Origin of the sequence: Nocardioides sp. URHA0020 (assembly GCF_000620705.1) — a bacterium.
In the GTDB taxonomy this organism is placed as follows: Bacteria; Actinomycetota; Actinomycetes; order Propionibacteriales; family Nocardioidaceae; genus Nocardioides.
Genome location: NZ_KK211166.1, coordinates 243,071 through 261,988 on the forward strand (window position 1 = coordinate 243,071; position 18,918 = coordinate 261,988).

21 protein-coding genes are annotated in these 18,918 nt (G+C 71.9%); 7 read left to right on the plus strand and 14 right to left on the minus strand.

Annotated elements, in window-relative coordinates; all coding sequences use genetic code 11:
• Position 1 precedes the first annotated feature (1 nt).
• Together N542_RS0105595 and N542_RS23580 are read left to right on the plus strand one after the other, a co-directional pair.
• Positions 2–436 carry a DUF2000 domain-containing protein gene (locus N542_RS0105595; protein ID WP_028643078.1) on the plus strand — a complete coding sequence of 145 codons (435 nt, stop codon included), beginning with the start codon at positions 2–4 and terminating at the stop codon, positions 434–436.
• Between the two features lie 53 nt (positions 437–489).
• Complete coding sequence (locus N542_RS23580) at positions 490–2,094, plus strand: HAD family acid phosphatase (protein ID WP_051551426.1); 1,605 nt, start codon at positions 490–492, stop codon at positions 2,092–2,094.
• Here the strand turns inward: N542_RS23580 and rimI are convergent.
• The 7 genes from rimI to N542_RS0105635 all read right to left on the minus strand — a co-directional run bounded on the left by rimI (position 2,082) and on the right by N542_RS0105635 (position 8,110).
• Positions 2,082–2,549 (minus strand): ribosomal protein S18-alanine N-acetyltransferase, encoded by a 468-nt coding sequence (gene rimI / locus N542_RS0105605; protein WP_028643079.1) that lies wholly within the window; start codon positions 2,547–2,549, stop codon positions 2,082–2,084. The genes N542_RS23580 and rimI overlap by 13 nt on opposite strands.
• Positions 2,546–3,208, minus strand: coding sequence for a tRNA (adenosine(37)-N6)-threonylcarbamoyltransferase complex dimerization subunit type 1 TsaB (gene tsaB, locus N542_RS0105610; RefSeq protein ID WP_028643080.1), 663 nt, complete (start codon positions 3,206–3,208; stop codon positions 2,546–2,548). The genes rimI and tsaB overlap by 4 nt, the downstream gene beginning before the upstream one ends.
• A gap of 427 nt (positions 3,209–3,635) precedes the next feature.
• Complete coding sequence (locus N542_RS0105615) at positions 3,636–4,292, minus strand: helix-turn-helix transcriptional regulator (protein WP_028643081.1); 657 nt, start codon at positions 4,290–4,292, stop codon at positions 3,636–3,638.
• Positions 4,293–4,392: 100 nt separating this feature from the next.
• The gene (locus N542_RS0105620; protein ID WP_028643082.1) at positions 4,393–5,472 is read right to left on the minus strand and encodes a DNA polymerase domain-containing protein; all 1,080 of its coding nucleotides are present in this window, start codon (positions 5,470–5,472) and stop codon (positions 4,393–4,395) included.
• 25 nt (positions 5,473–5,497) lie between these two features.
• The gene (locus N542_RS0105625) at positions 5,498–5,803 is read right to left on the minus strand and encodes a hypothetical protein (protein ID WP_155992861.1); all 306 of its coding nucleotides are present in this window, start codon (positions 5,801–5,803) and stop codon (positions 5,498–5,500) included.
• Positions 5,800–7,008 carry a fatty acid desaturase family protein gene (locus N542_RS0105630; RefSeq protein ID WP_028643084.1) on the minus strand — a complete coding sequence of 403 codons (1,209 nt, stop codon included), beginning with the start codon at positions 7,006–7,008 and terminating at the stop codon, positions 5,800–5,802. The genes N542_RS0105625 and N542_RS0105630 overlap by 4 nt, the downstream gene beginning before the upstream one ends.
• Before the next feature lie 7 nt (positions 7,009–7,015).
• The gene (locus tag N542_RS0105635) at positions 7,016–8,110 is read right to left on the minus strand and encodes a ferredoxin reductase (protein WP_197025868.1); all 1,095 of its coding nucleotides are present in this window, start codon (positions 8,108–8,110) and stop codon (positions 7,016–7,018) included.
• An 80-nt stretch (positions 8,111–8,190) separates the two neighbouring features.
• On the opposite strand from N542_RS0105635, the gene msrB reads away from it, so the two are divergent.
• Entirely contained in the window at positions 8,191–8,595 is a 405-nt protein-coding gene (msrB, locus tag N542_RS0105640) for a peptide-methionine (R)-S-oxide reductase MsrB (RefSeq protein ID WP_028643086.1), read from the plus strand.
• 21 nt (positions 8,596–8,616) lie between these two features.
• On the opposite strand, the gene hemQ is transcribed toward msrB, so the two are convergent.
• The 6 genes from hemQ to N542_RS0105670 form a co-directional block, all read right to left on the minus strand.
• Positions 8,617–9,324: a hydrogen peroxide-dependent heme synthase gene (hemQ, locus tag N542_RS0105645; RefSeq protein WP_036506548.1), complete on the minus strand. Its 708-nt coding sequence runs from the start codon at positions 9,322–9,324 to the stop codon at positions 8,617–8,619.
• A gap of 84 nt (positions 9,325–9,408) precedes the next feature.
• Positions 9,409–10,095, minus strand: a complete 687-nt coding sequence (locus N542_RS0105650) for a hypothetical protein (RefSeq protein ID WP_028643088.1) — start codon at positions 10,093–10,095, stop codon at positions 9,409–9,411.
• 66 nt (positions 10,096–10,161) lie between these two features.
• The gene (gene hemG, locus N542_RS0105655) at positions 10,162–11,517 is read right to left on the minus strand and encodes a protoporphyrinogen oxidase (RefSeq protein ID WP_036506551.1); all 1,356 of its coding nucleotides are present in this window, start codon (positions 11,515–11,517) and stop codon (positions 10,162–10,164) included.
• A 22-nt stretch (positions 11,518–11,539) separates the two neighbouring features.
• Complete coding sequence (locus N542_RS0105660) at positions 11,540–12,043, minus strand: flavin reductase family protein (RefSeq protein ID WP_028643090.1); 504 nt, start codon at positions 12,041–12,043, stop codon at positions 11,540–11,542.
• Positions 12,040–12,573, minus strand: a complete 534-nt coding sequence (locus tag N542_RS0105665) for an NADPH-dependent FMN reductase (RefSeq protein WP_051551428.1) — start codon at positions 12,571–12,573, stop codon at positions 12,040–12,042. Before N542_RS0105665 ends, N542_RS0105660 begins: the two co-directional genes overlap by 4 nt.
• The gene (locus N542_RS0105670; RefSeq protein ID WP_028643092.1) at positions 12,570–13,733 is read right to left on the minus strand and encodes an LLM class flavin-dependent oxidoreductase; all 1,164 of its coding nucleotides are present in this window, start codon (positions 13,731–13,733) and stop codon (positions 12,570–12,572) included. Before N542_RS0105670 ends, N542_RS0105665 begins: the two co-directional genes overlap by 4 nt.
• 124 nt (positions 13,734–13,857) lie before the next feature.
• On the opposite strand from N542_RS0105670, the gene N542_RS0105675 reads away from it, so the two are divergent.
• Positions 13,858–14,787 carry a LysR family transcriptional regulator gene (locus tag N542_RS0105675; protein ID WP_028643093.1) on the plus strand — a complete coding sequence of 310 codons (930 nt, stop codon included), beginning with the start codon at positions 13,858–13,860 and terminating at the stop codon, positions 14,785–14,787.
• Positions 14,788–14,800: 13 nt separating this feature from the next.
• Entirely contained in the window at positions 14,801–15,820 is a 1,020-nt protein-coding gene (locus tag N542_RS0105680; RefSeq protein ID WP_028643094.1) for a DUF4349 domain-containing protein, read from the plus strand.
• Here N542_RS0105680 and hemE read toward each other — a convergent pair.
• Complete coding sequence (gene hemE, locus N542_RS0105685) at positions 15,805–16,860, minus strand: uroporphyrinogen decarboxylase (protein WP_028643095.1); 1,056 nt, start codon at positions 16,858–16,860, stop codon at positions 15,805–15,807. The two genes, N542_RS0105680 and hemE, sit on opposite strands and share 16 nt — an antisense overlap.
• A 70-nt stretch (positions 16,861–16,930) precedes the next feature.
• Between hemE and N542_RS0105690 the strand changes: the two genes are divergently transcribed.
• Together N542_RS0105690 and N542_RS23585 are read left to right on the plus strand one after the other, a co-directional pair.
• Complete coding sequence (locus N542_RS0105690; protein WP_028643096.1) at positions 16,931–17,569, plus strand: DUF3000 domain-containing protein; 639 nt, start codon at positions 16,931–16,933, stop codon at positions 17,567–17,569.
• 4 nt (positions 17,570–17,573) lie between these two features.
• Positions 17,574–18,884, plus strand: a complete 1,311-nt coding sequence (locus tag N542_RS23585) for an HRDC domain-containing protein (RefSeq protein WP_051551429.1) — start codon at positions 17,574–17,576, stop codon at positions 18,882–18,884.
• The last annotated feature ends 34 nt before the right edge of the window (positions 18,885–18,918 follow it).

Consider the following 18,918-nt stretch of genomic DNA (forward strand, 5'->3'; position numbering starts at 1 on the left):
CATGGCCGACGAGACCAAGCGGGACACCAAGCCCGACACCAAGATCGCGATCCTCCTCCGCGACGACCTCGAGACGTGGCAGCGGCTGAACGCGACCGCGTTCCTGGTCAGCGGCATCACGCACGCGTGGCCGCAGCTGGTCGGCGAGCCGTACGGCGACGCCGACGGCACGGCGTACCTCGCGATGCTGGGCCTGCCGGTGATGGTCTTCCAGGGCGACGCGGCCATGCTGCGCACGGCCCACGAGCGGGCGGTACGACGCGGCGAGACCGTCGGCGTCTTCACGACCGACCTCTTCCGCACCGGCAACGACGAGGACAACCGCGCCGCGGTGGCCGCCGTACGTGGCGACGAGCTCGACCTGGTCGGGCTCGCCGTGCACGCCCCCCGCAACGCCGTCGACAAGATCCTCAAGGGCGCGACGCTCCATCCGTGACGGTCGGGGGTATCTTCGGGTGGTCCAGACCACCTGACCGCCCAGGAGTGTCCATGCCCGTCTCGGGACGCATCGCCGCCTGCTCCCTCGTCGCCACGACCGCCGTGGCCCTCGTCGTCGCCGGGACCGTGCCGGCCGCCGAGGCCGGGCGCGCCCATCATTGGGAGCGACTGGCCCCCCACACGCACTTCACCATGGCCGCCGACGGCTCCACCGGCGCCCGGGCCAGCGGGGAGGACATCCCCAACATCGACTCGGTGAAGTCCACGATCCGCGTCTACTACAACGCCACCAACGGCATCGCCGACAAGACGAGCTCGCCGTACATCTCCGAGCTGGCCGGCATCACGTCCCGCGCTCTCTCCCACCTTCCGGCCGTCGACCCGTCGGCGCACCGGGCCGTGGTCCTCGACGCCGACGACACGACGCTGTGGACCTACGACATGGAGGACGCGGCGATGCACTTCAGCTTCGACCCCGCGCTCCAGAACGAGTGGGTGCAGGGCGAGCGCTTCCCCGCCACCCCCTCGATGGTCGACTTCGTGAGCGCTGTGCGGGCCAAGGGGTACGCCGTCTTCGGACTCACCGGCCGCGGCGCCGCCCAGGAGGACGCGACGCTCCGCAACCTGAGCCGGGTCGGCTACACCGGCTTCGACAACGCCAACTTCTTCACCAAGTGGGCCACGCCGGCCGACCAGCCGGCGTACGTCACCTGCGTCGCGACCTGCACGACGGTCGAGTACAAGGCGGGCACCCGCAAGCACATCGAGCAGGACCTGGGCTACGACATCGCGCTCAACGTCGGCGACCAGTGGTCCGACCTCCAGGGCGGGTACGCCGACAGGACCCTCAAGCTGCCCAACCCGACGTACTACCTGCCGAGCGCCGACCTCGCCGGCGCACCCCGCAGCGACCGTCGCCTGACGCCCCGCACGCACTTCACGATGAGGCCCGACGGCTCGAGCGGTCGCACGCAGGGCGGCGAGGGCATCCCCAACATCGACTCGGTGAAGTCCACGATCCGCACGTACTACCGGGCCACCAACGGGATCGCCGACAAGACGAGCTCGCCGTACATCTCCGAGCTCAGCACGCTCACCCAGCGGTGGGCGGGCAAGGTCCAGCAGTCGTGCCGCACCGCCACCAGGCACCACCGCAAGGCGGCGATCGTCCTCGACGCCGACGACACCACGCTGTGGACCTACGACATGGAGGACGCGGCCATGAAGTTCAACTTCCACCCGGCCCTGCAGGACGTGTGGGTCCAGGAGCAGCGCTTCCCGGCGACGCCGACGATGTCGCGCGTCGTGAGGGCGGCACAGCGGGGCGGCTGCAGGATCGTCGGCCTCACGGGGCGCAACGACAACCAGAAGGCCGCGACGATCGCGAACCTCAACAGGCTGTACGACGGCGCCTTCACCCCGGGCCTCTACTTCACCAAGTGGACCGGCGTCGGCGCGAGCCAGCAGCCGGCGTACATCACCTGCGCGGCCGCGAAGTGCACGACGATCGAGTACAAGTCGCAGACCCGCAGGCACGTCGAGCGCGACCTGGGACTGAAGGTCGTGGCGAACTTCGGCGACCAGTTCAGCGACCTGATCGGCGGCCACGCGCAGCGGTCCTACAAGCTGCCGAACCCGACGTACTACCTGCCCTGACCGCCGCAGCCGTGGCCCAGGCCGCGGCGCATGACCACGGCCGTGGCGCCGTCGCGGTAGTAGCGGCGGCGCCGGTCGACCTCGACGAACTCGCGGGCGGCGTAGAACGCGATCGCGCCCGCGTTGTCCTCGCGGACCTCGAGCAGCAGCCGGTCGGCGCCGCCCGCCCGGGCCACGGCGACCACGGCGTCGAGGAGCTCCGAGGCCAGGCCGGTACGCCGGTGCGCCGGATCGACCGCGATCCGCTGGAGCTCGGCGATGTCGGCGACCACGCTGGCGGTCGCGTGACCGACGACGGCGCCGTCCGCCTCGGCCACCAGGTAGCTGATGGTCGGCAGGTTGCCGAGCACGCCCTCACGCACCAGGCCCTCCGACCAGGCGTCGGCCCCGAGGTTGTCGACCTCGAGGTCGGCGATGGCGGGCACGTCGTCGGGGGTCGCGGCCCGGACCCTCACGAGACGGTCTTGGGCGCGTGTGCCGCGACCGCGTCCGGGCGGCGGAGGTAGAGCGGCTCGGGGTCGCTCAGCTCGGCCCGCTCCTCCGCGACGCACCGGGCGAGCCACCCGGCGTTCGGCGCCTCCGGGCCGACCCGGTGCGGGAACGCCTCCGGGTAGAGCAGCGCGCCCTGTCCGACCACGGGCCCGTCGGTCGCGAGCGCCGCCGGCTTGTCGACCAGCGGGCCGTCGAGGCGGGCGCCGGCGCCGTCGTACCGCGCGAGGTAGACCTCCTTGCGGCGCGCGTCGGTCGCGACGACGAAGTCGCCGGTCACGGCACCCGTCTCGACGGCCTCCACCGCGAGCGCGTCGAGGGAGCAGACGCCGTACACCGGGACGTCGAGCACGAAGCCGAGGGTGCGCGCGGTGACCAGGCCGACCCGCAGGCCGGTGAAGGGGCCGGGGCCGATGCCGACGGCGATCGCGGTGAGGTCCTGGCGGACGATGCCGGCCGTGGACATCGCGAGGTCGATGAGCGGGGCCAGCTGCTCGGCGTGCTTCATCGGGCGTGCGGCGAGGTGCTCGGTGACGACCCCGCGGATCACCCCGTCCTCATCCGGGTCCGCGTCGTACAGGGCCACGGAGACCAGCGGGGACGCGGTGTCGAAGGCGAGCAGCACGCCCCGAATCTAACGTGTTGCCGAACCCTTGCCCTCTTGTGGATCTCTTGTGGCCGCGTTGTGAGAGTCCGGGTCCTAGTCTTCTGGATGTAAGACCGGCCGTCGCGGGACATGGGGATCCGCGAGCTCTGGGGGGAGCGCTCGGCCGGTTCCGGAAGACCCGTACCGCGCGCTCGGCCTCGGCCCTGAAGGCGGACGGGTCTTCTGTCATCTCGGGGTGTTCTAGACCAGCCCTCAGGTCCGGTCGCGGCCGACCGATGGTGTGGTCATCGGTCGCAGGGGCGACTCCCTCGCCCCGGACGCTCGGGGGCGTGCGACCACCCCGCAGCAGCCCGTTGCCACGCGCTCGGAGCCACCTCCCCCGAGGTCGGTCCGCGAAGGTGGCAGCGGGCTGCTGTGATCTCACCCGCCACCGGTCAGCGGTGCGTCACCGCTTGTCGGTGGCGGAGCCACCCGTGGGGAAGCCGTGCTCGACACCCCAGGCCACGGCCTGGGCGCGCGTGGTGGCCCCGATCTTGCGGTAGACCGACCGGATCACGGTCTTGACCGTGTTGATGCTGAGGAACAGGTCGTCGGCGACCTCGCCGTTCGAGAGCCCCCGGACGATCAGGCTCAGGACCTCCCGCTCACGCAGCGACAGGTTCACGCCTCGGCCGAGCTGTCGGCGCCGGTCCGCCTGGTTGTCGAGGTCGGCCTGAGAGCCGTCCGCGAGGTGCCCGGCAGCGAACGCCTCCACCGCCTCCACCAGCTCCGCGTCGTCGATGCCGAGGGACACCGAGGCGACCGCGCCCATCTCGAGCGCCCTCGCGGCCAGCCCGGGCTGGAGCTCACGAGAGATCGCGAGCACCCGGCCCGGGTGCGCCTTGACCGCCTTCTCCAGGTCGCGGTCACCGCCGCGGTGCAGACCCAGCACGTCGTACAGCACCACGTGCGCCTCGCCGAGGTCCGAGTTCGGACCGATCTCGACCAGGGTCACCCGGTCGGCGTACGGGCCGAGAAGGCTGCGCACGCCTGCGCGCACGATGGACTGGTCGGAGATCAGGCCCACGCGCACGGTGCAAGAAGGGCTGGCCGGAGAGGGCATCGACATCACCTCGTCGGGTCGATCAGGGCATACACAGGTGGGATGCCCGGGCTCTGCTGGACCGAAACCTGGCCTCGCTCACCCGTAGGGGTGAGTGGGGCTAGTCGCGCCTGTTGCCGTCGGCGTCCCAGTGGGAGTCGACCTTCTTGCTCGGCTGCACCCGGGGCGGCTCACCCGGCATCTTGGGATAGTCCGGCGGGAAGCTGAGCTCGCCGCCGGGCAGCTCCTCCCACAGCGCCAGCAGCGGATCGAGCGAGTACGCCGTGTCGTCGATGCTGGCCCACGGGTCCCCGTCGGCCACCCGGTCGGGCACCGTGAAGAGGTTGAGCTCCCGGGGGTCCTTGAGGTCGGCGAGCTCGGCCCAGGTCACCGGGGTGGAGACCGGCGCACCGGGCAGCGGGCGCAGGGAGTACGCCGAGGCGATGGTGCGGTCGCGGTTGTTCTGGTTGAAGTCGACGAAGATCCGCTCACCGCGCTCCTCCTTCCACCACTCCACCGTCACGCCGTCGTCGCGGCGCGCCAGCTCGCGGCCGAAGCCGATCGCGGCGTGCCGCAGGTCGGTGAACTCCCAGCGCGGCTCGATCCGCACGAAGACGTGGACACCGCGGTTGCCCGACGTCTTGGCGTAGCCGGTGATGCCGAGCTCCTCGAGCAGCTCCTTCGCCACCCCGGCGACCCGGACCGCGTCCGCGAACGTCGTGCCCGGCTGGGGGTCGAGGTCGATCCGCAGCTCGTCGGGGTGGTCGACGTCGGCCCGGCGTACCGGCCAGGGATGGAAGACCAGCGTGCCCATGTGCGCGCACCACACCGGCACGGCGATCTCGGTCGGGCAGATCTCGTCGGCGGTGCGGCCGGAGGGGAACGTGACCTGGACGGTCTCGAGGTAGTCGGGAGCGCCCTTCGGGACCCGCTTCTGGTAGAAGGCGTCGGCATCCTTGTCCTGGGGCCCGGTGGCCAGACGCATCCCCTCGCGTACGCCGGACGTCCACCGCTCGAGCGCGGTCGGCCGGTCGCGCAGGGCCCGCATCAGGCCGTCGTCGACGCTGGCGAAGTACTCCGCCACCATCAGCTTGGTGACCGCGGGCGTGCTGTCGGTGGCCTCGTAGATCACCCGGTCCGGGCTCGAGACGCGAACGGCGCGGCCGCCCGCGTCGACCTCGGCTGCGGGAGTCTTGGGCATGGACCCACGCTAGCCGGGTCAGCGGTCACAGCAGCGAGTTCGGCTCGAACCTCGGTCGCCGGTCGACGTCCTCCGTGGCCGGTCGGACGAACTCGAACCCCGCGGTCCGGACGAGCTGGGTCGAGTCGTCTAGCAGGCCGTCGGCGCAGTCGACGTGCAGGGGCGGCAGGTGGAAGGCGTTGCGGCCGACCTCCTCCGCGGTCCCGACGAAGGCGATCGGCCGGCCGAGCGGTCGCCCGCAGACGCCGCAGATCCGGCTGAGCGCGCACTGGGTCACCCACGCGCGGTCCATCGTGCGGGGGGTCGGGTGGCGACTCGCGTGCACGCTCATGCCGACTGGCTCCGGTAGTAGCCGCCGGTCTCGGTACGCCGTCGCGGTCGCTCGGCGTCCGTGCGACGACGTCGGTCGACGGACGGCGACGGCGGCTCCGGCTTGTCCGAGGACGTCATCGAGTTCGGCAGCGAGAGCTTCATGATGGTGCGCAGCGCCTGGCCGTACTGGTGGTGCAGCGGACCGGTCGTGTACGGGATGTCGTACTTCTCGCAGAGCGCCTGCACCTTGACCGCGATCTCCGGGTAGCGGTTGCTGGGCAGGTCGGGGAAGAGGTGGTGCTCGATCTGGAAGCCGAGGCTGCCGGACATCACGTGCAGGAGCCGGCCGCCCTCGAAGTTGGCCGAGCCGAGCATCTGGCGCAGGTACCACTCCGCCCGGGTCTCGTCCTCGAGCTCCTCCTCGGTGAAGTGCAGCGCTCCGTCGGGGAAGTGTCCGCAGAAGATGATCATGTAGGACCACAGGTTGCGCGTCAGGTTGGCGGTCGCGTTGGCCTTGAGCGTCGACCTCCACTGCCGGCCGCTCAGGGCCGGGTAGACGACGTAGTCCTTGAGCACCTGGTTGCGGCCCTTGCGCGCGATCTGGCGCAGCTGCCGCCTCATCTCGACCGGGTCCTTCTTGCCCGTGCGGATCGCCTCGAGGTCGAGGTCGTGCAGGGCGACCCCCCACTGGAAGAGGCCGGCGAGCAGTGCGTTGAAGACCGGCTGCCCGAGGTAGACCGGGTGCCACCTCTGCTCGCGCGCCATCCGCAGCACGCCGTACCCGATGTCGTTGTCGTGGCCGAGCACGTTGGTGAACTGGTGGTGGATGTAGTTGTGCGAGTGCTTCCACTGCTCGGCCGGCTGGGCGGTGTCCCACTCCCAGTTGGAGGAGTGGATCTCCGGGTCGTTCATCCAGTCCCACTGGCCGTGCATGACGTTGTGGCCGATCTCCATGTTCTCCAGGATCTTGGCCAGTCCGAGCAGGCCGGCGCCCGCTATCCAAGCCGGTGTGCGCGTCCTCCTCGACTGCAGCCCGGCGAGCAGCGTGAGCCGACCGGCCGCGGCCAGGCCGCGCTGCACCCTGATGACCCGGTTGATGTACGCCGCGTCCGCGTCGCAGCGCGACTCCTCCACCTCGGCACGGATGGCGTCGAGCTCGCGTCCGAGCTGCTCGACCTCCTCCTCGGTGAGGTGGGTGTACTCCTTGACGTCCGAGATGGCCATGTCGCTCCTAGATGTCGAGGGTGCAGTCGCCGACCGGGACGGTCACGCAGGTCTGCACCTGTTCGTTGGGCTGGGAGAACTCGTTGCCGTTGCGCAGGTCGCGGATCGTGCCCGAGACGAGCGTCAGCGTGCAGGTGTGGCAGATGCCCATCCGGCAGCCGTACGGCATACCGACGCCGGCGGTCTCCCCCGCCTCGAGGACGGTCGTGGCGCCGTCGACCTCGGCGGTGCGGCCCGTGGTCCGGAAGGTGATCGTGCCGCCCTCGCCGCCGTCCCCGCCGAGCTCGAGCGAGAACCGCTCCAGGTGCAGCCGGTCCGCGAGCCCGGCCTGCTCCCAGTGGGACTCGACCGCGTCGAGCATCGGCGCCGGGCCGCAGGCCCAGGTGTCGCGATCGCGCCAGTCGTCGAGCACGGTGTCGAGCGTGCTCAGCGAGAGCATCCCGTCGGTGTCGGTGTGCAGCCGGTGGACGGTGAGCGACGGGTGCCGCTGCTCCAGGTCGGCCAGCTCCTCGCGGAAGATCATCCGCTCGGGCGTCGGCGACGAGTAGTGCAGGACGACGTCCGGCATCGCCCGGGCGTTGCTGCGGGCCCGCCGGTCGAGGGTGCGCAGCATCGCCATCACCGGCGTGATGCCGCTGCCGCCGACCAGGAAGAGCATCTTCGCCGGCGGCGGCTCGGGCAGCACGAAGTCACCGCTGGGGCTCGCCAGCCGCACGATCGTGCCGGGCGCCAGGCCCCGGACCAGGTGGTCGGAGAGGAACCCCTCCGGCATCGCCCGCACCGTGATCGCGATGGTGCGTCCGCGCCGCTGCGGCGGCGAGCTGACCGAGTACGAGCGCCAGTGGAACTTCCCGTCGAGCTGCACCCCGATGCCGACGTACTGACCGGGTCGGTGGTCGTAGCGCCACCCCCACCCGGGCCGGATGACCAGGGTGGCGGCGTCCTCGGTCTCGGGGATCACCCGCTCGACCCGGCCGCGCAGCTCGCGCTGGGTCCACAGCGGGTTGAGCAGCCGCAGGTAGTCGTCGGGGTGCAGCGGCGTCGTGAGCTTGGACCCGGCGTCGCGGAACCGGTCCCACGAGACCGTCCTGGTTCCTGCCACGTTGTTCAGTGAACACATGTTCTCCCAACGCGTCAACGCCCCGGAGGTGACGCCTTGGCCACGGAAACTAGGATCTGCTCATGGCCTACAACGTGGAGAAGACCGACGAGGAGTGGCGCCAGGAGCTCTCGCCGGAGGAGTACGCCGTGCTGCGGCAGGCCGGGACCGAGCGCGCCTTCGTCGGCGAGTACACCGACACCGAGACCACCGGCGTCTACCGCTGCAAGGCCTGCCAGGCCAAGCTCTTCGAGTCCGACACCAAGTTCCACTCCGGGTGCGGCTGGCCGTCGTTCTACCAGCCGATCAGCGACACGATCGAGTACATCGAGGACGTCTCGCACGGCATGAAGCGGGTCGAGGTGCGGTGCGCCAACTGCGGCTCGCACCTGGGCCACGTCTTCCCCGACGGCTACGGCACGCCCACCGGCGACCGCTTCTGCATCAACTCGATCAGCCTGACGCTGGAGCCGGCCGACCCGAAGTAGCCGGCAGGCGCCGGGTCCCGGCTACGGGAGGCGGTCGACGAGCTCGCTGATGCCGACGCGGGCGCCGGTGTAGAACGGCACCTCCTCGCGCACGTGGCGACGGGCCTCGGAGCCGCGCAGGTGGCGCATCAGGTCGACGATGCGCGAGAGGTCGTCGGCCTCGAAGGCGAGGATCCACTCGTAGTCGCCGAGCGAGAAGCTGGCCACCGTGTTGGCGCGGACGTCGGCGTAGTCGCGCGCCATCTTGCCGTGGTCGGCGAGCATCCGACGGCGGTCGGCGTCCTCGAGGAGGTACCACTCGTAGGAGCGCACGAAGGGGTACACGCTGACGTGCCTCTTGGGCTCCTCGTCGGTGAGGAACGCGGGCACGTGGCTCTTGTTGAACTCGGCCGGGCGGTGCAGCGCCATCTGCGACCAGACCGGTGCGAGGCGCTGGCCGAAGGTGGTGCGACGGAAGCGGTTGTACGCCGCCTGCAGCTCCTCCGACGTCGTCGCGTGCCACCAGACCATCAGGTCGGCATCGGCGCGCAGGCCGGAGACGTCGTACACCCCCCGGACGACCACGTCGGCCTCGGCGAGCTCGGCGAAAAGCTTCTCGACCTCCGCGCCCTCGGCACGGCGGTCGGCGTCCTCGTCGTCGGAGAGCGTGTACTCGAGCCGGAAGACCGACCACATCGTGTAGCGGATGGTGTCGTTGATGTCGCGCGCCTGCTGTGCCTTGCTAGCCATGGGCTCATTCTCCCCTCGCGCCGAAATGACCGGACGCCCGGGGACCCTCGTGAGGTCCCCGGGCGCCTGACCCAACGGAAGGGTCTACTTGGACTGGGTGTTGACGGTGATCGTGGCGATCCCGACGAGCAGCCCGGCCGTGACGGCGTCGGTGTTGAAGGTCTGGTTGAGGAGCGGTGCGGCGTCCGCCGAGATCTCGACCTTGGTGCCGGTCAGGACGGCGTTGCCACCCTCGGTCTTGAGGGGCTCGAGCGTCCGACCGTCCAGCTGGAAGAGGAACGCGTTGGTCGCGGCGACCTTGCCGTTGACGCTCACGTCACCGTAGACGCGGGAGACGCCCGGGTCGACGTTGAAGTTGGTCAGCTCGACCTTGGTGTCGCCAGCGGTCAGCGAGAGGCCGGAGCCCTCGTGCTGGATCTGGCCGATGACGTACGGCGAGACCTCGCCCGGCTTGAAGACCGTGACGTTGCCGCCGGTGATCGGGAAGATCAACGAGCCGGACTCGAGCTTCGCGGTGCCGACGACACCGGGCGTGAGCTTGAGGCTGGTCAGGGCGTCGGTGAAGCCCTTGTCGAGGGCGATCGCGGTGGTCTCTCCCTGGAGAGCGTCGATCGAGGCAACCGGCTTCGGGGCCGACTTCGTCGAGCTCGACGCCGAGCTCGAGGAGTCACTGTCCGAGCTGCTGCACGCGGCGAGCGGGGTGGCGACGAGTGCGGCCATGGCGAAGGCGGCGAGGGTGCGCTTGGCGGTGAACTTCTTCGTGGTGCTCATGATGGGAACCCATCCTCCGTTGAGGTTTCTCAATCTCTGGTCGGAGGGTCATTCGGCACCGGACGTCTACCGGATTGGACCGATCTCGGCGGCGGCGCGATGGGCGGACGCGATCACGGCCGGGATGCCGACCCCGTCGTACGCCGCTCCGCACAGCGCCAGCCCGGGGACGCGGTCGACGGCGGCGCGGATCCGGGCGACCCGGTCGAGGTGCCCGACGGCGTACTGCGGCAGGCCACCGCCCCAACGCTGCACGTGGGTGTCGATGGGGTTCGTCGTGATGCCGACCGCGTCGCGCAGGTCCTCGAGCGACCAGGCCACGAGCTCCTCGTCGCTGGCCTGGAGGGCGGCCTCCTCGCCGTACCGACCGAGCGACGTGCGGAGCAGCAGCAGGCCGTCGCCGGCGCCCAGGACCCAGCCCCACTTGGCGAAGCTGAAGGTCGCGGCCTTGATCCGGCGGCGCTCGACCGGGGGCACGAGGAAGCCCGACGAGCCGGTGGCCGCCAGGTCCGGGACCGACGAAGCGGCGAAGGCGAAGGTCACGACGACCATCGACGCGGACTCGATGGCCGCCAGCTCGGCTGCGGCCGCCGGCGTCACGGAGGCGAGCAGCCGGGCGGTGGGTGCGGCGGGCGTCGCGAGCACCACGGAGTCGGCGGACACCAGCTCGGGGGCGGTCGTCGGGCCGACCTTCAGCGCGAACCCGGTCGCCGTGGTCACCACCTCGCGGACGGTCGCGCCGGTGCGCACGTCGAGGCCGTGGGCGAGCGCCTCGGGGAGCTGTCCCATCCCGCCGGGGATGCCGGCGAAGACCGGTAGGTCGTACGTCGTCGGGAGGCTTGCGCCCTGCTGCAGCACGGATCCGCGCTCGGCGTACGCCACCAGCTGCGGCACCGCGGCCCGGGCCGAGATCAGTCGCGCGTTGCCGGCGTACACCCCGCCGAGCAGGGGCTCGACGAGCCGGTCGGTGACCTCGGGTCCGAACCGTCGGTCGACGAGCGCACCGACGGAGACGTCGTCGACGACGACCTCGGGTGGCAGCGACGGCTCCTGTCCGGCGCGCTCGAGACCCTCCGGCGAGAGCACCCCGGACGCGGCGAGCTGGTCGAGGTCGAGCGGCACCCCCATCAGCGAGCGCGGCAGCGGGCGCAGCGAGCCGCGCGTCCAGATCCGCGACGACGCGATGGTCGGGTGCTCGATCGCCAGGCCGAGCTCGCGGGCGAGGTCGACTCCTTCGGGTCGGCGGTTGAGCATCGCCTCGGCCCCGACGTCGACGGTCACCCCGGCGACCGCGGTGCGCAGCACCTTGCCGCCGATCCCGGGGCCCGTCTCGAGGACGAGGACGTCGTGGCCCGCGGAGGCCAGGTCACGAGCCGCGGTCAGCCCGGCGACGCCGGCACCGACGACCACGACCTTGCCCATGGCCCCCACTCTGCCAGGGACGTCAGCCGGCGATGCGACCGAACCCGCTGCGGTGGAAGACCAACGGCTGCGCGGTGTCCGCGTGCGTGACGGCGTGCAGCTGCAGCAGCACGAGCGTGTGGTCGCCGGCCTCGACCTCGCGGTAGATCGTGCAGTCGAACATGGCGAGCCCGTCGTCGAGCGTCACCGCCCCGTCGGGCGTCGCCGTCACGGCGAGGCCGTCGAAGCGGTGCGCGACCGGGCCGGCGAGCTGGCGGCAGACGTCACCGTGGTGGTCGGCGAGGATCGTGACGCCCAGGTGCGCGGCCCGGCGCAGGGTCGGCCAGGTCTTGGACGTGTTCGCGACCGAGAAGGAGACCAGCGCCGGCTCCAGGCTGACCGAGGTGAAGGAGCTCGCGGCGAGACCGATCAGCTCGCCCTCCACCTCGGAGGCGACGGCGACGACGCCGCTCGGGAAGATCCCGAAGGCCTCGCGGAGCCGGGCCGGGTCGAGGTCCTGGTTGGTGGTCAGCGGGCCTGCCGTCACGCGGACGCACCCGTCCGGCTGGCGAGGAGGGCCGTGACAACGGGGCGGGAGAGCTCGAGCCACGGCGCGTACGCCGACGGGTCGTCGTGCGCCGAGTCCACGACGTACAGGCCCCTCGTGGCGACGGTGCCGCCGATCTCGGTGAGCACCGGACGCAGCGTCAGCTCCGGCGCGAGGGCGTGCCCGGGGCCGGCGCCGAGCATCAGGGGCACGGCGACGCCGCGGACCCCGTCGGTCGCGAACCGGTCCAGGAAGAGCTTGAGCAGCCCGGTGTATGTGCCCTTGTAGGTCGGCGACGCGAAGACGACCAGGTCGGCGGCGCCGACGGCCGCGACCAGCTCGGCGACCTGCGCGTCCTTCCAGTCGAGCAGGCCGGCGCCGAGCTCGGCGAGGTCGACGACCAGGTCGGGCGCGTGTCCGGAGAGCTCGGTGGCGACGTACGTCGCGGCCACCAGCGTGCGGCTCTGCGGCTTGGGGTTGCCCACCACGACGGCGACGCGGCTCGCGACCCCGCTCACGGCCCCGCTCATGACGCGGCCTTGCGACCGGCGCCGAACGGCACGGCGGCCGTGGCCGGGCGCTGGGGGGCCGGGTGCTCCCAGAGGCCGCGGCGGGCCAGCTCGGGCAGCACGCCCTCGCCGAACCAGTAGGACTCCTCCAGGTGCGGGTAGCCGGAGAGCACGAACTCGTCGATCCCGACCGCCTGGTACTGCTCGATGAGGTCGGCGATCTCGGCGTGGCTGCCGACCATCGCCGTGCCGGCGCCCCCGCGGACCAGGCCGACACCGGCCCACAGGTTGGGGTGGATCTCGAGGCCGTCCTTGGAGCCCTGGTTGAGCTGGAGCATCCGGGCCTGGCCGACGGACTCGCTCCTCTTCAACCCCTCCTGCACCCGGGCGATCTCCTCCTCCGAGATGCCGGCGAGCAGCCGGTCGGCCTCCGCCCACGCCTCCTCGGAGGTGTCGCGGGCGATGGTGTGGAGCCGGATGCCGAAGCGGATCCGGCCCTCGCGACCCTCGGCTGCGGCGAGCCTGCGGATCCACTCGACCTTCTCGGCCACCGCGGCCGGCGGCTCGCCCCAGGTCAGGTAGACGTCGACGTGCTTGGCGGCCACCCGACCGGCGGCCGGTGACGAGCCACCGAAGTAGATCTCGGGCAGGGGGTCAGGGACCTGGCTGAGGACCGCGTCCTCGACGCGCAGGTGCTGCCCCTCGAAGGTCACCGGCTCACCGGTCCACAGCCGGCGGACGATCGTGAGGAACTCGTCGCAGCGGTCGTAGCGGCCGTCTTTGTCCAGGAAGTCGCCGAACATCCGCTGCTCCTTGCTCTCCCCGCCGGTGACGACGTTGAGGGCGAGGCGGCCGCCGGAGAGGTTCTGGAAGCTGCCCGCCATCTGCGCGGCGAGGTACGGCGAGGCCAGGCCGGGACGGAACGCCACCAGGAACTTCAGCCGCTCCGAGACCTGGCTGAGCATCGCCGTGGTCACCCAGGCGTCCTCGCACCAGGCGCCGGTGGGCGTCAGCGCCGCCTCGAAGCCGAGCTGCTCCGCGCTCCGGGCGATCTGGCCGAGGTAGGGCACCGACGCCGGTCGGCCGGACGCGCCGACCTCGACGCCGTGGCCGCCGCCGACCACCTGCCGGCCGTCGCCACCGTTGGTCGGCAGGAACCAGTGGAACTTCAGCTTGCTCATCAGGCGCCCCTCGCGTCGTCACTTATGTCTATCAGAGTGCGCGACTTAAGCCGGAGATGCAAGGCGGACCAGGTCACCGCACGCACGGTTCCGACGACGGGGTGATAGGCGCTACCTTTCACCGATGCGGATCGAGCAGCTGGAGTACCTCGCGGCCGTGACCCAGCACGGGTCCCTGCGCCGCGCGAGCGAGCAGCTGCACATCTCGCAGCCGGCCCTGAGCGAGGCCGTCACCAAGCTCGAGCGCGAGCTGGGCGTGACCCTCCTGGACCGGCGGCGCTCCGGCGCGCGGATCAGCCAGCGCGGCAGCGAGCTGCAGGAGTTCATGGTGGAGGTGCTGGAGGCCGTCGACCGGCTCCGTACGGCGGCCGGCGACCAGCAGGCCGGCCACCCCGTGGTCCGGGTCGGGACCGTGAGCACCGCGACGTCGACGCTGCTGGTGCCGGCGGTGCGCGAGTTCCGCGACAGCCACGGCGCGAGCACGGTCGAGGTGCTCAACCTCCAGCAGGCCGAGATCGACCAGGCGCTGCGCGAGGGCAGCCTCGACCTCGGCCTGGTCAACGTGCTCGCCGGCGACGACCCGCCCGCGGATCTCGTCGGCACCACGCTGGTCCACGGCCGACCGGTGGCGGTGCTCCCGGCCGGCCACCCGCTCGCGGCGTACGACGAGGTCAGCACCGACCAGCTGCGTGCGGAGCCGTTCGTCGCGATGCGGGCCGGCTACCTGATGCACCGCTTCGTGCACCGCCTCTTCGGGGCGGAGATGCCGGCCATCTCCTACAGCACCGACGGCGCCGAGCTCGGCAAGGTGATGGTCGCCGAGGGCCTGGGCCCGACCGTGCTGCCGGACTACAGCGTCATCGGCGACCCGATGGAGCGAGCGGGGCTGATCACCTACCGGCCGCTCGCCGACGACCGGACCTCGGTCAGCCTGGTCCTGCGCCGACGCCCCCAGCAGCACGTGCCGCGCGCCGTGCGCGACCTCGAGGCGGCCCTGGTGGCCCAGGCGCGCCGCACGGACCTGGACCTGCGGGAACCGAAGCGCCGCCGCTGACGTCCCAGCGAGCATGAACCTGACTCGCGCTCGCGTCCTGATCCCGGCGGCCGTCCTGACGGCGCTCGCCCTGACCGGCTGCTCGGGCAGCGGCAACGACGGTGACTCCGGTGGCTCGGGTGGCTCGGGTGGTGATGCGTCGTACGCCGGGGAGGCACCGGCCGCCCGCGACGGTGACGTCGCCCCCGAGGCACTGGCCGGGGGCGGGACCGCCGGCTCTGTGACCGACCCCGTGACCGGCTCGGCCGCCGGCTCCGACGACAGCGACGCCGCGGCGGAGCCGGGATCCGCCGACGGGACGGAGCCGCTCAGCACGCAGGAGCAGTCCCTGATCCGCACCGGCAACGTGGCGCTCCGCGCCGACGACGTCGGCCGGGCCCAGATCAGGGTGCAGAAGGTCGTCGACCGCTACGCCGGCCAGGTCAGCGACGAGGACACCCAGTCCGATGACGACGGCACGCCCACCTACACCCGGATGGAGCTGCGGATCCCGACGAAGGACTTCGACAAGGCGGTCCGCGAGCTCAAGGGCGCGGGGGACCTCGAGTCGGCCACGACCAAGCAGCAGGACGTCACCGACCAGGTCATCGACGTGCGGACGCGGCTGGCCGTGCAGAAGCGCAGCATCGCCCGGATCACGGTGCTCTTCCAGCAGGCCAAGACCATCCGCGACATCATGGCGATCGAGGCCGAGCTGTCACAGCGGCAGGCGGAGCTCGAGTCGCTCGAGCAGCAGTCGGCCCAGCTCGCCAACGTCACGTCGATGTCCACCATCGTCGTGAGCATCGACGAGACCCCGACCGACAAGCCCGCCCGGGACGACACGACCGACGACGCCGGCTTCCTCGCGGGGCTCAGCGCCGGCTGGGGTGCGCTGGCGACCTTCGCGGTCGGCGCGGCCACCGTCGTGGGAGCAGTGCTGCCGTGGGCGGTCGCGCTCGCGGTCGTCGCGATCCCGGTCCTGCTGCTGGTGCGGTCCGCGCGACGCCGTACGCCGTCCGTGGCCGTCGAGACGTCTCAGCCGAGCGAGTAGGCCTGGACGAAGTCGGTCAGCCGCTTGAGCTGGTCGGGGTCCGTCGACGGCAGCACGCCGTGGCCGAGGTTGAAGACGTGGCCGCGGGCGGCGCGGCCGGCCTCGATGATCTCGCCGGCGCGGGCCGTCATCACCTCGGTGGGGGCGAAGACGAGGGTCGGGTCGAGGTTGCCCTGGACCGCGCGGTCGCCCACGCGCCCGATCGCGTCGTCGAGCGGGGTGCGCCAGTCGACGCCGACCACGTCGGCGCCGGCCTCACCCATCAGCGCGAGCAGGTTCGAGGTGCCGACGCCGAAGTGGATGCGCGGCACACCCAGCGCGCCGGCCCGCTCCAGCACGCGGGTCGAGTGGGCCATCACGTGCTCGCGGTAGTCGCGGGGGGTGAGCGCACCGGCCCACGAGTCGAAGAGCTGGATCGCCGAGGCGCCGGCGCCGACCTGCACCTCCAGGTAGGACGCGGAGATGCCCGCGATCTTGCGCATCAGCGCATCCCAGACGTCCGGGGCGCCGAACATCATCGCCTTGGTCTTCGCGTGGTCCTTGGAGGGACCGCCCTCGACCAGGTACGACGCCACCGTGAACGGCGCGCCGGCGAACCCGATGAGCGGCGTGCCCCCGAGCTCCGCGACCAGGCCGCGGACGGCCTGGGTGATGAACGGCACGTGCTCGGGCGTCAGGTCGGGGATCGCCTCGACGTCGGCCAGGGTGCGCACCGGCTCGGCGACGACCGGACCGACCCCGGGCTTGATGTCGAGGTCCACGCCGACGGCCTTGAGCGGCAGCACGATGTCGGAGAAGAAGATGGCCGCGTCGACGCCGTACCGGCGGACCGGCTGGAGCGTGATCTCGATGACCAGGGCCGGGTCCATGCAGGACTCGAGCATGCCGACACCCTCGCGGATGGCGAGGTATTCCGGCAGCGACCGACCAGCCTGGCGCATGAACCAGACCGGGGTGTGCGGCACCGGTTCGCCGCGCACGGCCTTGAGGAAGGCACTCTCGCTGAGCGGCGCGGACGGAACGTCGTGCGGGTCGGGCATGTGTGAAGCCTCGCAGGTCGGTCGGCGTGTTCCCACATCGGCAATGCGCGGACCGACCTACTGTGAGCACATGGTGGTCGGTCAGGAGACACACCCGGCGACGGGTGCGAGCACGGCTCCGGTCGAGTTCCGGGAGGCCGTGGCCACCATGCACGCCGCCCGGCTGCGCCCGGAGATCCTCTGTGAGGAGATGCCCGCGCCCCAGCGGATCGCTCCGTGGGCCTCCGCGCTGTCGGCCGACGTCACCGTCGACGACGTCGACATCGGGACCGGCCGGATCATCCTGCTCCACGACCCCGCGGGCAACGACGCGTGGGCGGGCACCTTCCGCTGCGTCGCCTACGCCCGCGCCGAGGTCGACCTGGAGCTGATCACCGACCCGATGCTGGCCATGGTCGGCTGGACCTGGCTCACCGAGGCGCTCGACGAGCACCACGCGTCGTACGTCGCCGCCTCCGGCACGGTCACCCGGGTGGCCACGGAGAGCTTCGGCGGCATGGCCGACGAGGGCGGGACCGCCCAGATCGAGATCCGGGCCTCCTGGACGCCGGTGCCGCCCGAGGACGCCTCGGACCTGGCGCCGCTGGACCTCGCGCCCCACGTCGAGGCCTGGGGTGAGCTGCTGTGCACCTCGGCCGGGCTGCCGCCTGTGCCCGACGGGGTCGCCGTGATGCCCAGTCGACGCGGTCAACGGGGCGGCGGACGCTGACCCGATGCCCGACGAAGACGACACCACCCCTGTCCCGCCCGCTGCACCTGCACCGCCGATGCTCACGCTGCGCGACGGCATGCCCCCGCTCATCGAGACCGCACCCGCGCTTGCCGAGATGTGCGAGAAGATCGCCGCCGGCACGGGTCCGGTGGCGATCGACGCCGAGCGCGCGTCCGGCTACCGGTACTCCTCGCGCGCCTACCTGATCCAGCTGCGCCGTGAGGGCGCCGGCTCCTTCATGGTGGACCCGATCGGGTTCGACTCGCTCGCGCCGCTCCAGGACGCACTCGAGGGCACCGAGTGGATCCTGCACGCAGCGACCCAGGACCTGCCCTGCCTCAACGAGGTCGGCCTCTACCCCACGGCCCTCTTCGACACCGAGCTCGCCGGTCGCCTGCTCGGCTACCCGCGGGTCGGGCTGGCGACGCTGGTCGAGACGCTGCTCGGCTACCACCTCGCCAAGGAGCACTCCGCCGTCGACTGGTCGACCCGGCCGCTCCCCACGCCGTGGCTGGAGTACGCCGCCCTCGACGTCGAGGTGCTGCTCGAGCTGCGCGAGCTGATGGTCGCCGAGCTGGCGGAGACCGGCAAGACCGAGTGGGCTCGCCAGGAGTTCGACTACCTCCGCAGCTTCACGCCCGCCGTCCGCACGGAGGCCTGGCGGCGTACGTCGGGCGTGCACCGGGTCCGCGGACGACGCTCGCTCGCCGCCGTACGCGAGCTCTGGGAGACCCGCAACGAGATCGCCGAGCAGCGCGACGTCAGCCTCGGCCGGATCCTCCCGGACGCCGCGATCGTGGTCGCCGCCCAGGCACTGCCGACCGACCGCGACGCGCTGATGGCCACCAAGGGCTTCCACGGCCGCGGCGCCGACCGCTACGCCCCGCGCTGGGTCGCCGCGCTGGCCCGCGCAGCCGCGCTCGACGAGGACGAGCTTCCGACGCGCGCCCCCCGCGGAGACGGCCCGCCCCTCCCCCGCGCCTGGGCCGAGAAGGACCCCGTCGCCGCTCGGCGGCTCACGTTCGCCCGAGAGGCCCTGCTGGCCCTGGCCGAGGAGCAGCACCTCCCCGTCGAGAACGTCCTCACCCCCGACTACCTGCGCCGGACCCTCTGGACGCCGCCAGCAACCCGCGACCCGGCGCAGCTGGCCACCGCCGTCGCCGACCAGCTCGCGGCGTACGGCGCTCGCCCCTGGCAGATCGGCCTCGCCGGTCCGGTCCTGGTCGACGCGATCCTGAACGCGGACATCGAGCCGGAGGTCGAGCCGGCAGCGCCGGAACCGGTCGCCGAGGAGACCCCCTCCGAGGAGTGAGCCCCCGCCGGACTTCGCGGCGATCGCTGCTCGT

Excerpts from the sequence above, each read along its gene's own strand:
- msrB (WP_028643086.1), top strand. The coding sequence starts at position 8,191 with ATGGCCTACAACGTGGAGAAGACCGACGAGGAGTGGCGCCAGGAGCTC.
- N542_RS0105625 (WP_155992861.1), bottom strand. The coding sequence starts at position 5,803 with ATGAGCGTGCACGCGAGTCGCCACCCGACCCCCCGCACGATGGACCGC.
- N542_RS0105650 (WP_028643088.1), bottom strand. The coding sequence starts at position 10,095 with ATGAGCACCACGAAGAAGTTCACCGCCAAGCGCACCCTCGCCGCCTTC.
- N542_RS23580 (WP_051551426.1), top strand. The coding sequence starts at position 490 with ATGCCCGTCTCGGGACGCATCGCCGCCTGCTCCCTCGTCGCCACGACC.
- N542_RS0105680 (WP_028643094.1), top strand. The coding sequence starts at position 14,801 with ATGAACCTGACTCGCGCTCGCGTCCTGATCCCGGCGGCCGTCCTGACG.
- N542_RS0105670 (WP_028643092.1), bottom strand. The coding sequence starts at position 13,733 with ATGAGCAAGCTGAAGTTCCACTGGTTCCTGCCGACCAACGGTGGCGAC.
- N542_RS0105615 (WP_028643081.1), bottom strand. The coding sequence starts at position 4,292 with ATGCCCTCTCCGGCCAGCCCTTCTTGCACCGTGCGCGTGGGCCTGATC.
- N542_RS0105675 (WP_028643093.1), top strand. The coding sequence starts at position 13,858 with ATGCGGATCGAGCAGCTGGAGTACCTCGCGGCCGTGACCCAGCACGGG.
- N542_RS0105620 (WP_028643082.1), bottom strand. The coding sequence starts at position 5,472 with ATGCCCAAGACTCCCGCAGCCGAGGTCGACGCGGGCGGCCGCGCCGTT.
- hemE (WP_028643095.1), bottom strand. The coding sequence starts at position 16,860 with ATGCCCGACCCGCACGACGTTCCGTCCGCGCCGCTCAGCGAGAGTGCC.
- N542_RS0105595 (WP_028643078.1), top strand. The coding sequence starts at position 2 with ATGGCCGACGAGACCAAGCGGGACACCAAGCCCGACACCAAGATCGCG.
- N542_RS23585 (WP_051551429.1), top strand. The coding sequence starts at position 17,574 with ATGCCCGACGAAGACGACACCACCCCTGTCCCGCCCGCTGCACCTGCA.
- hemG (WP_036506551.1), bottom strand. The coding sequence starts at position 11,517 with ATGGGCAAGGTCGTGGTCGTCGGTGCCGGCGTCGCCGGGCTGACCGCG.
- hemQ (WP_036506548.1), bottom strand. The coding sequence starts at position 9,324 with ATGGCTAGCAAGGCACAGCAGGCGCGCGACATCAACGACACCATCCGC.
- N542_RS0105690 (WP_028643096.1), top strand. The coding sequence starts at position 16,931 with ATGGTGGTCGGTCAGGAGACACACCCGGCGACGGGTGCGAGCACGGCT.
- N542_RS0105665 (WP_051551428.1), bottom strand. The coding sequence starts at position 12,573 with ATGAGCGGGGCCGTGAGCGGGGTCGCGAGCCGCGTCGCCGTCGTGGTG.
- N542_RS0105630 (WP_028643084.1), bottom strand. The coding sequence starts at position 7,008 with ATGGCCATCTCGGACGTCAAGGAGTACACCCACCTCACCGAGGAGGAG.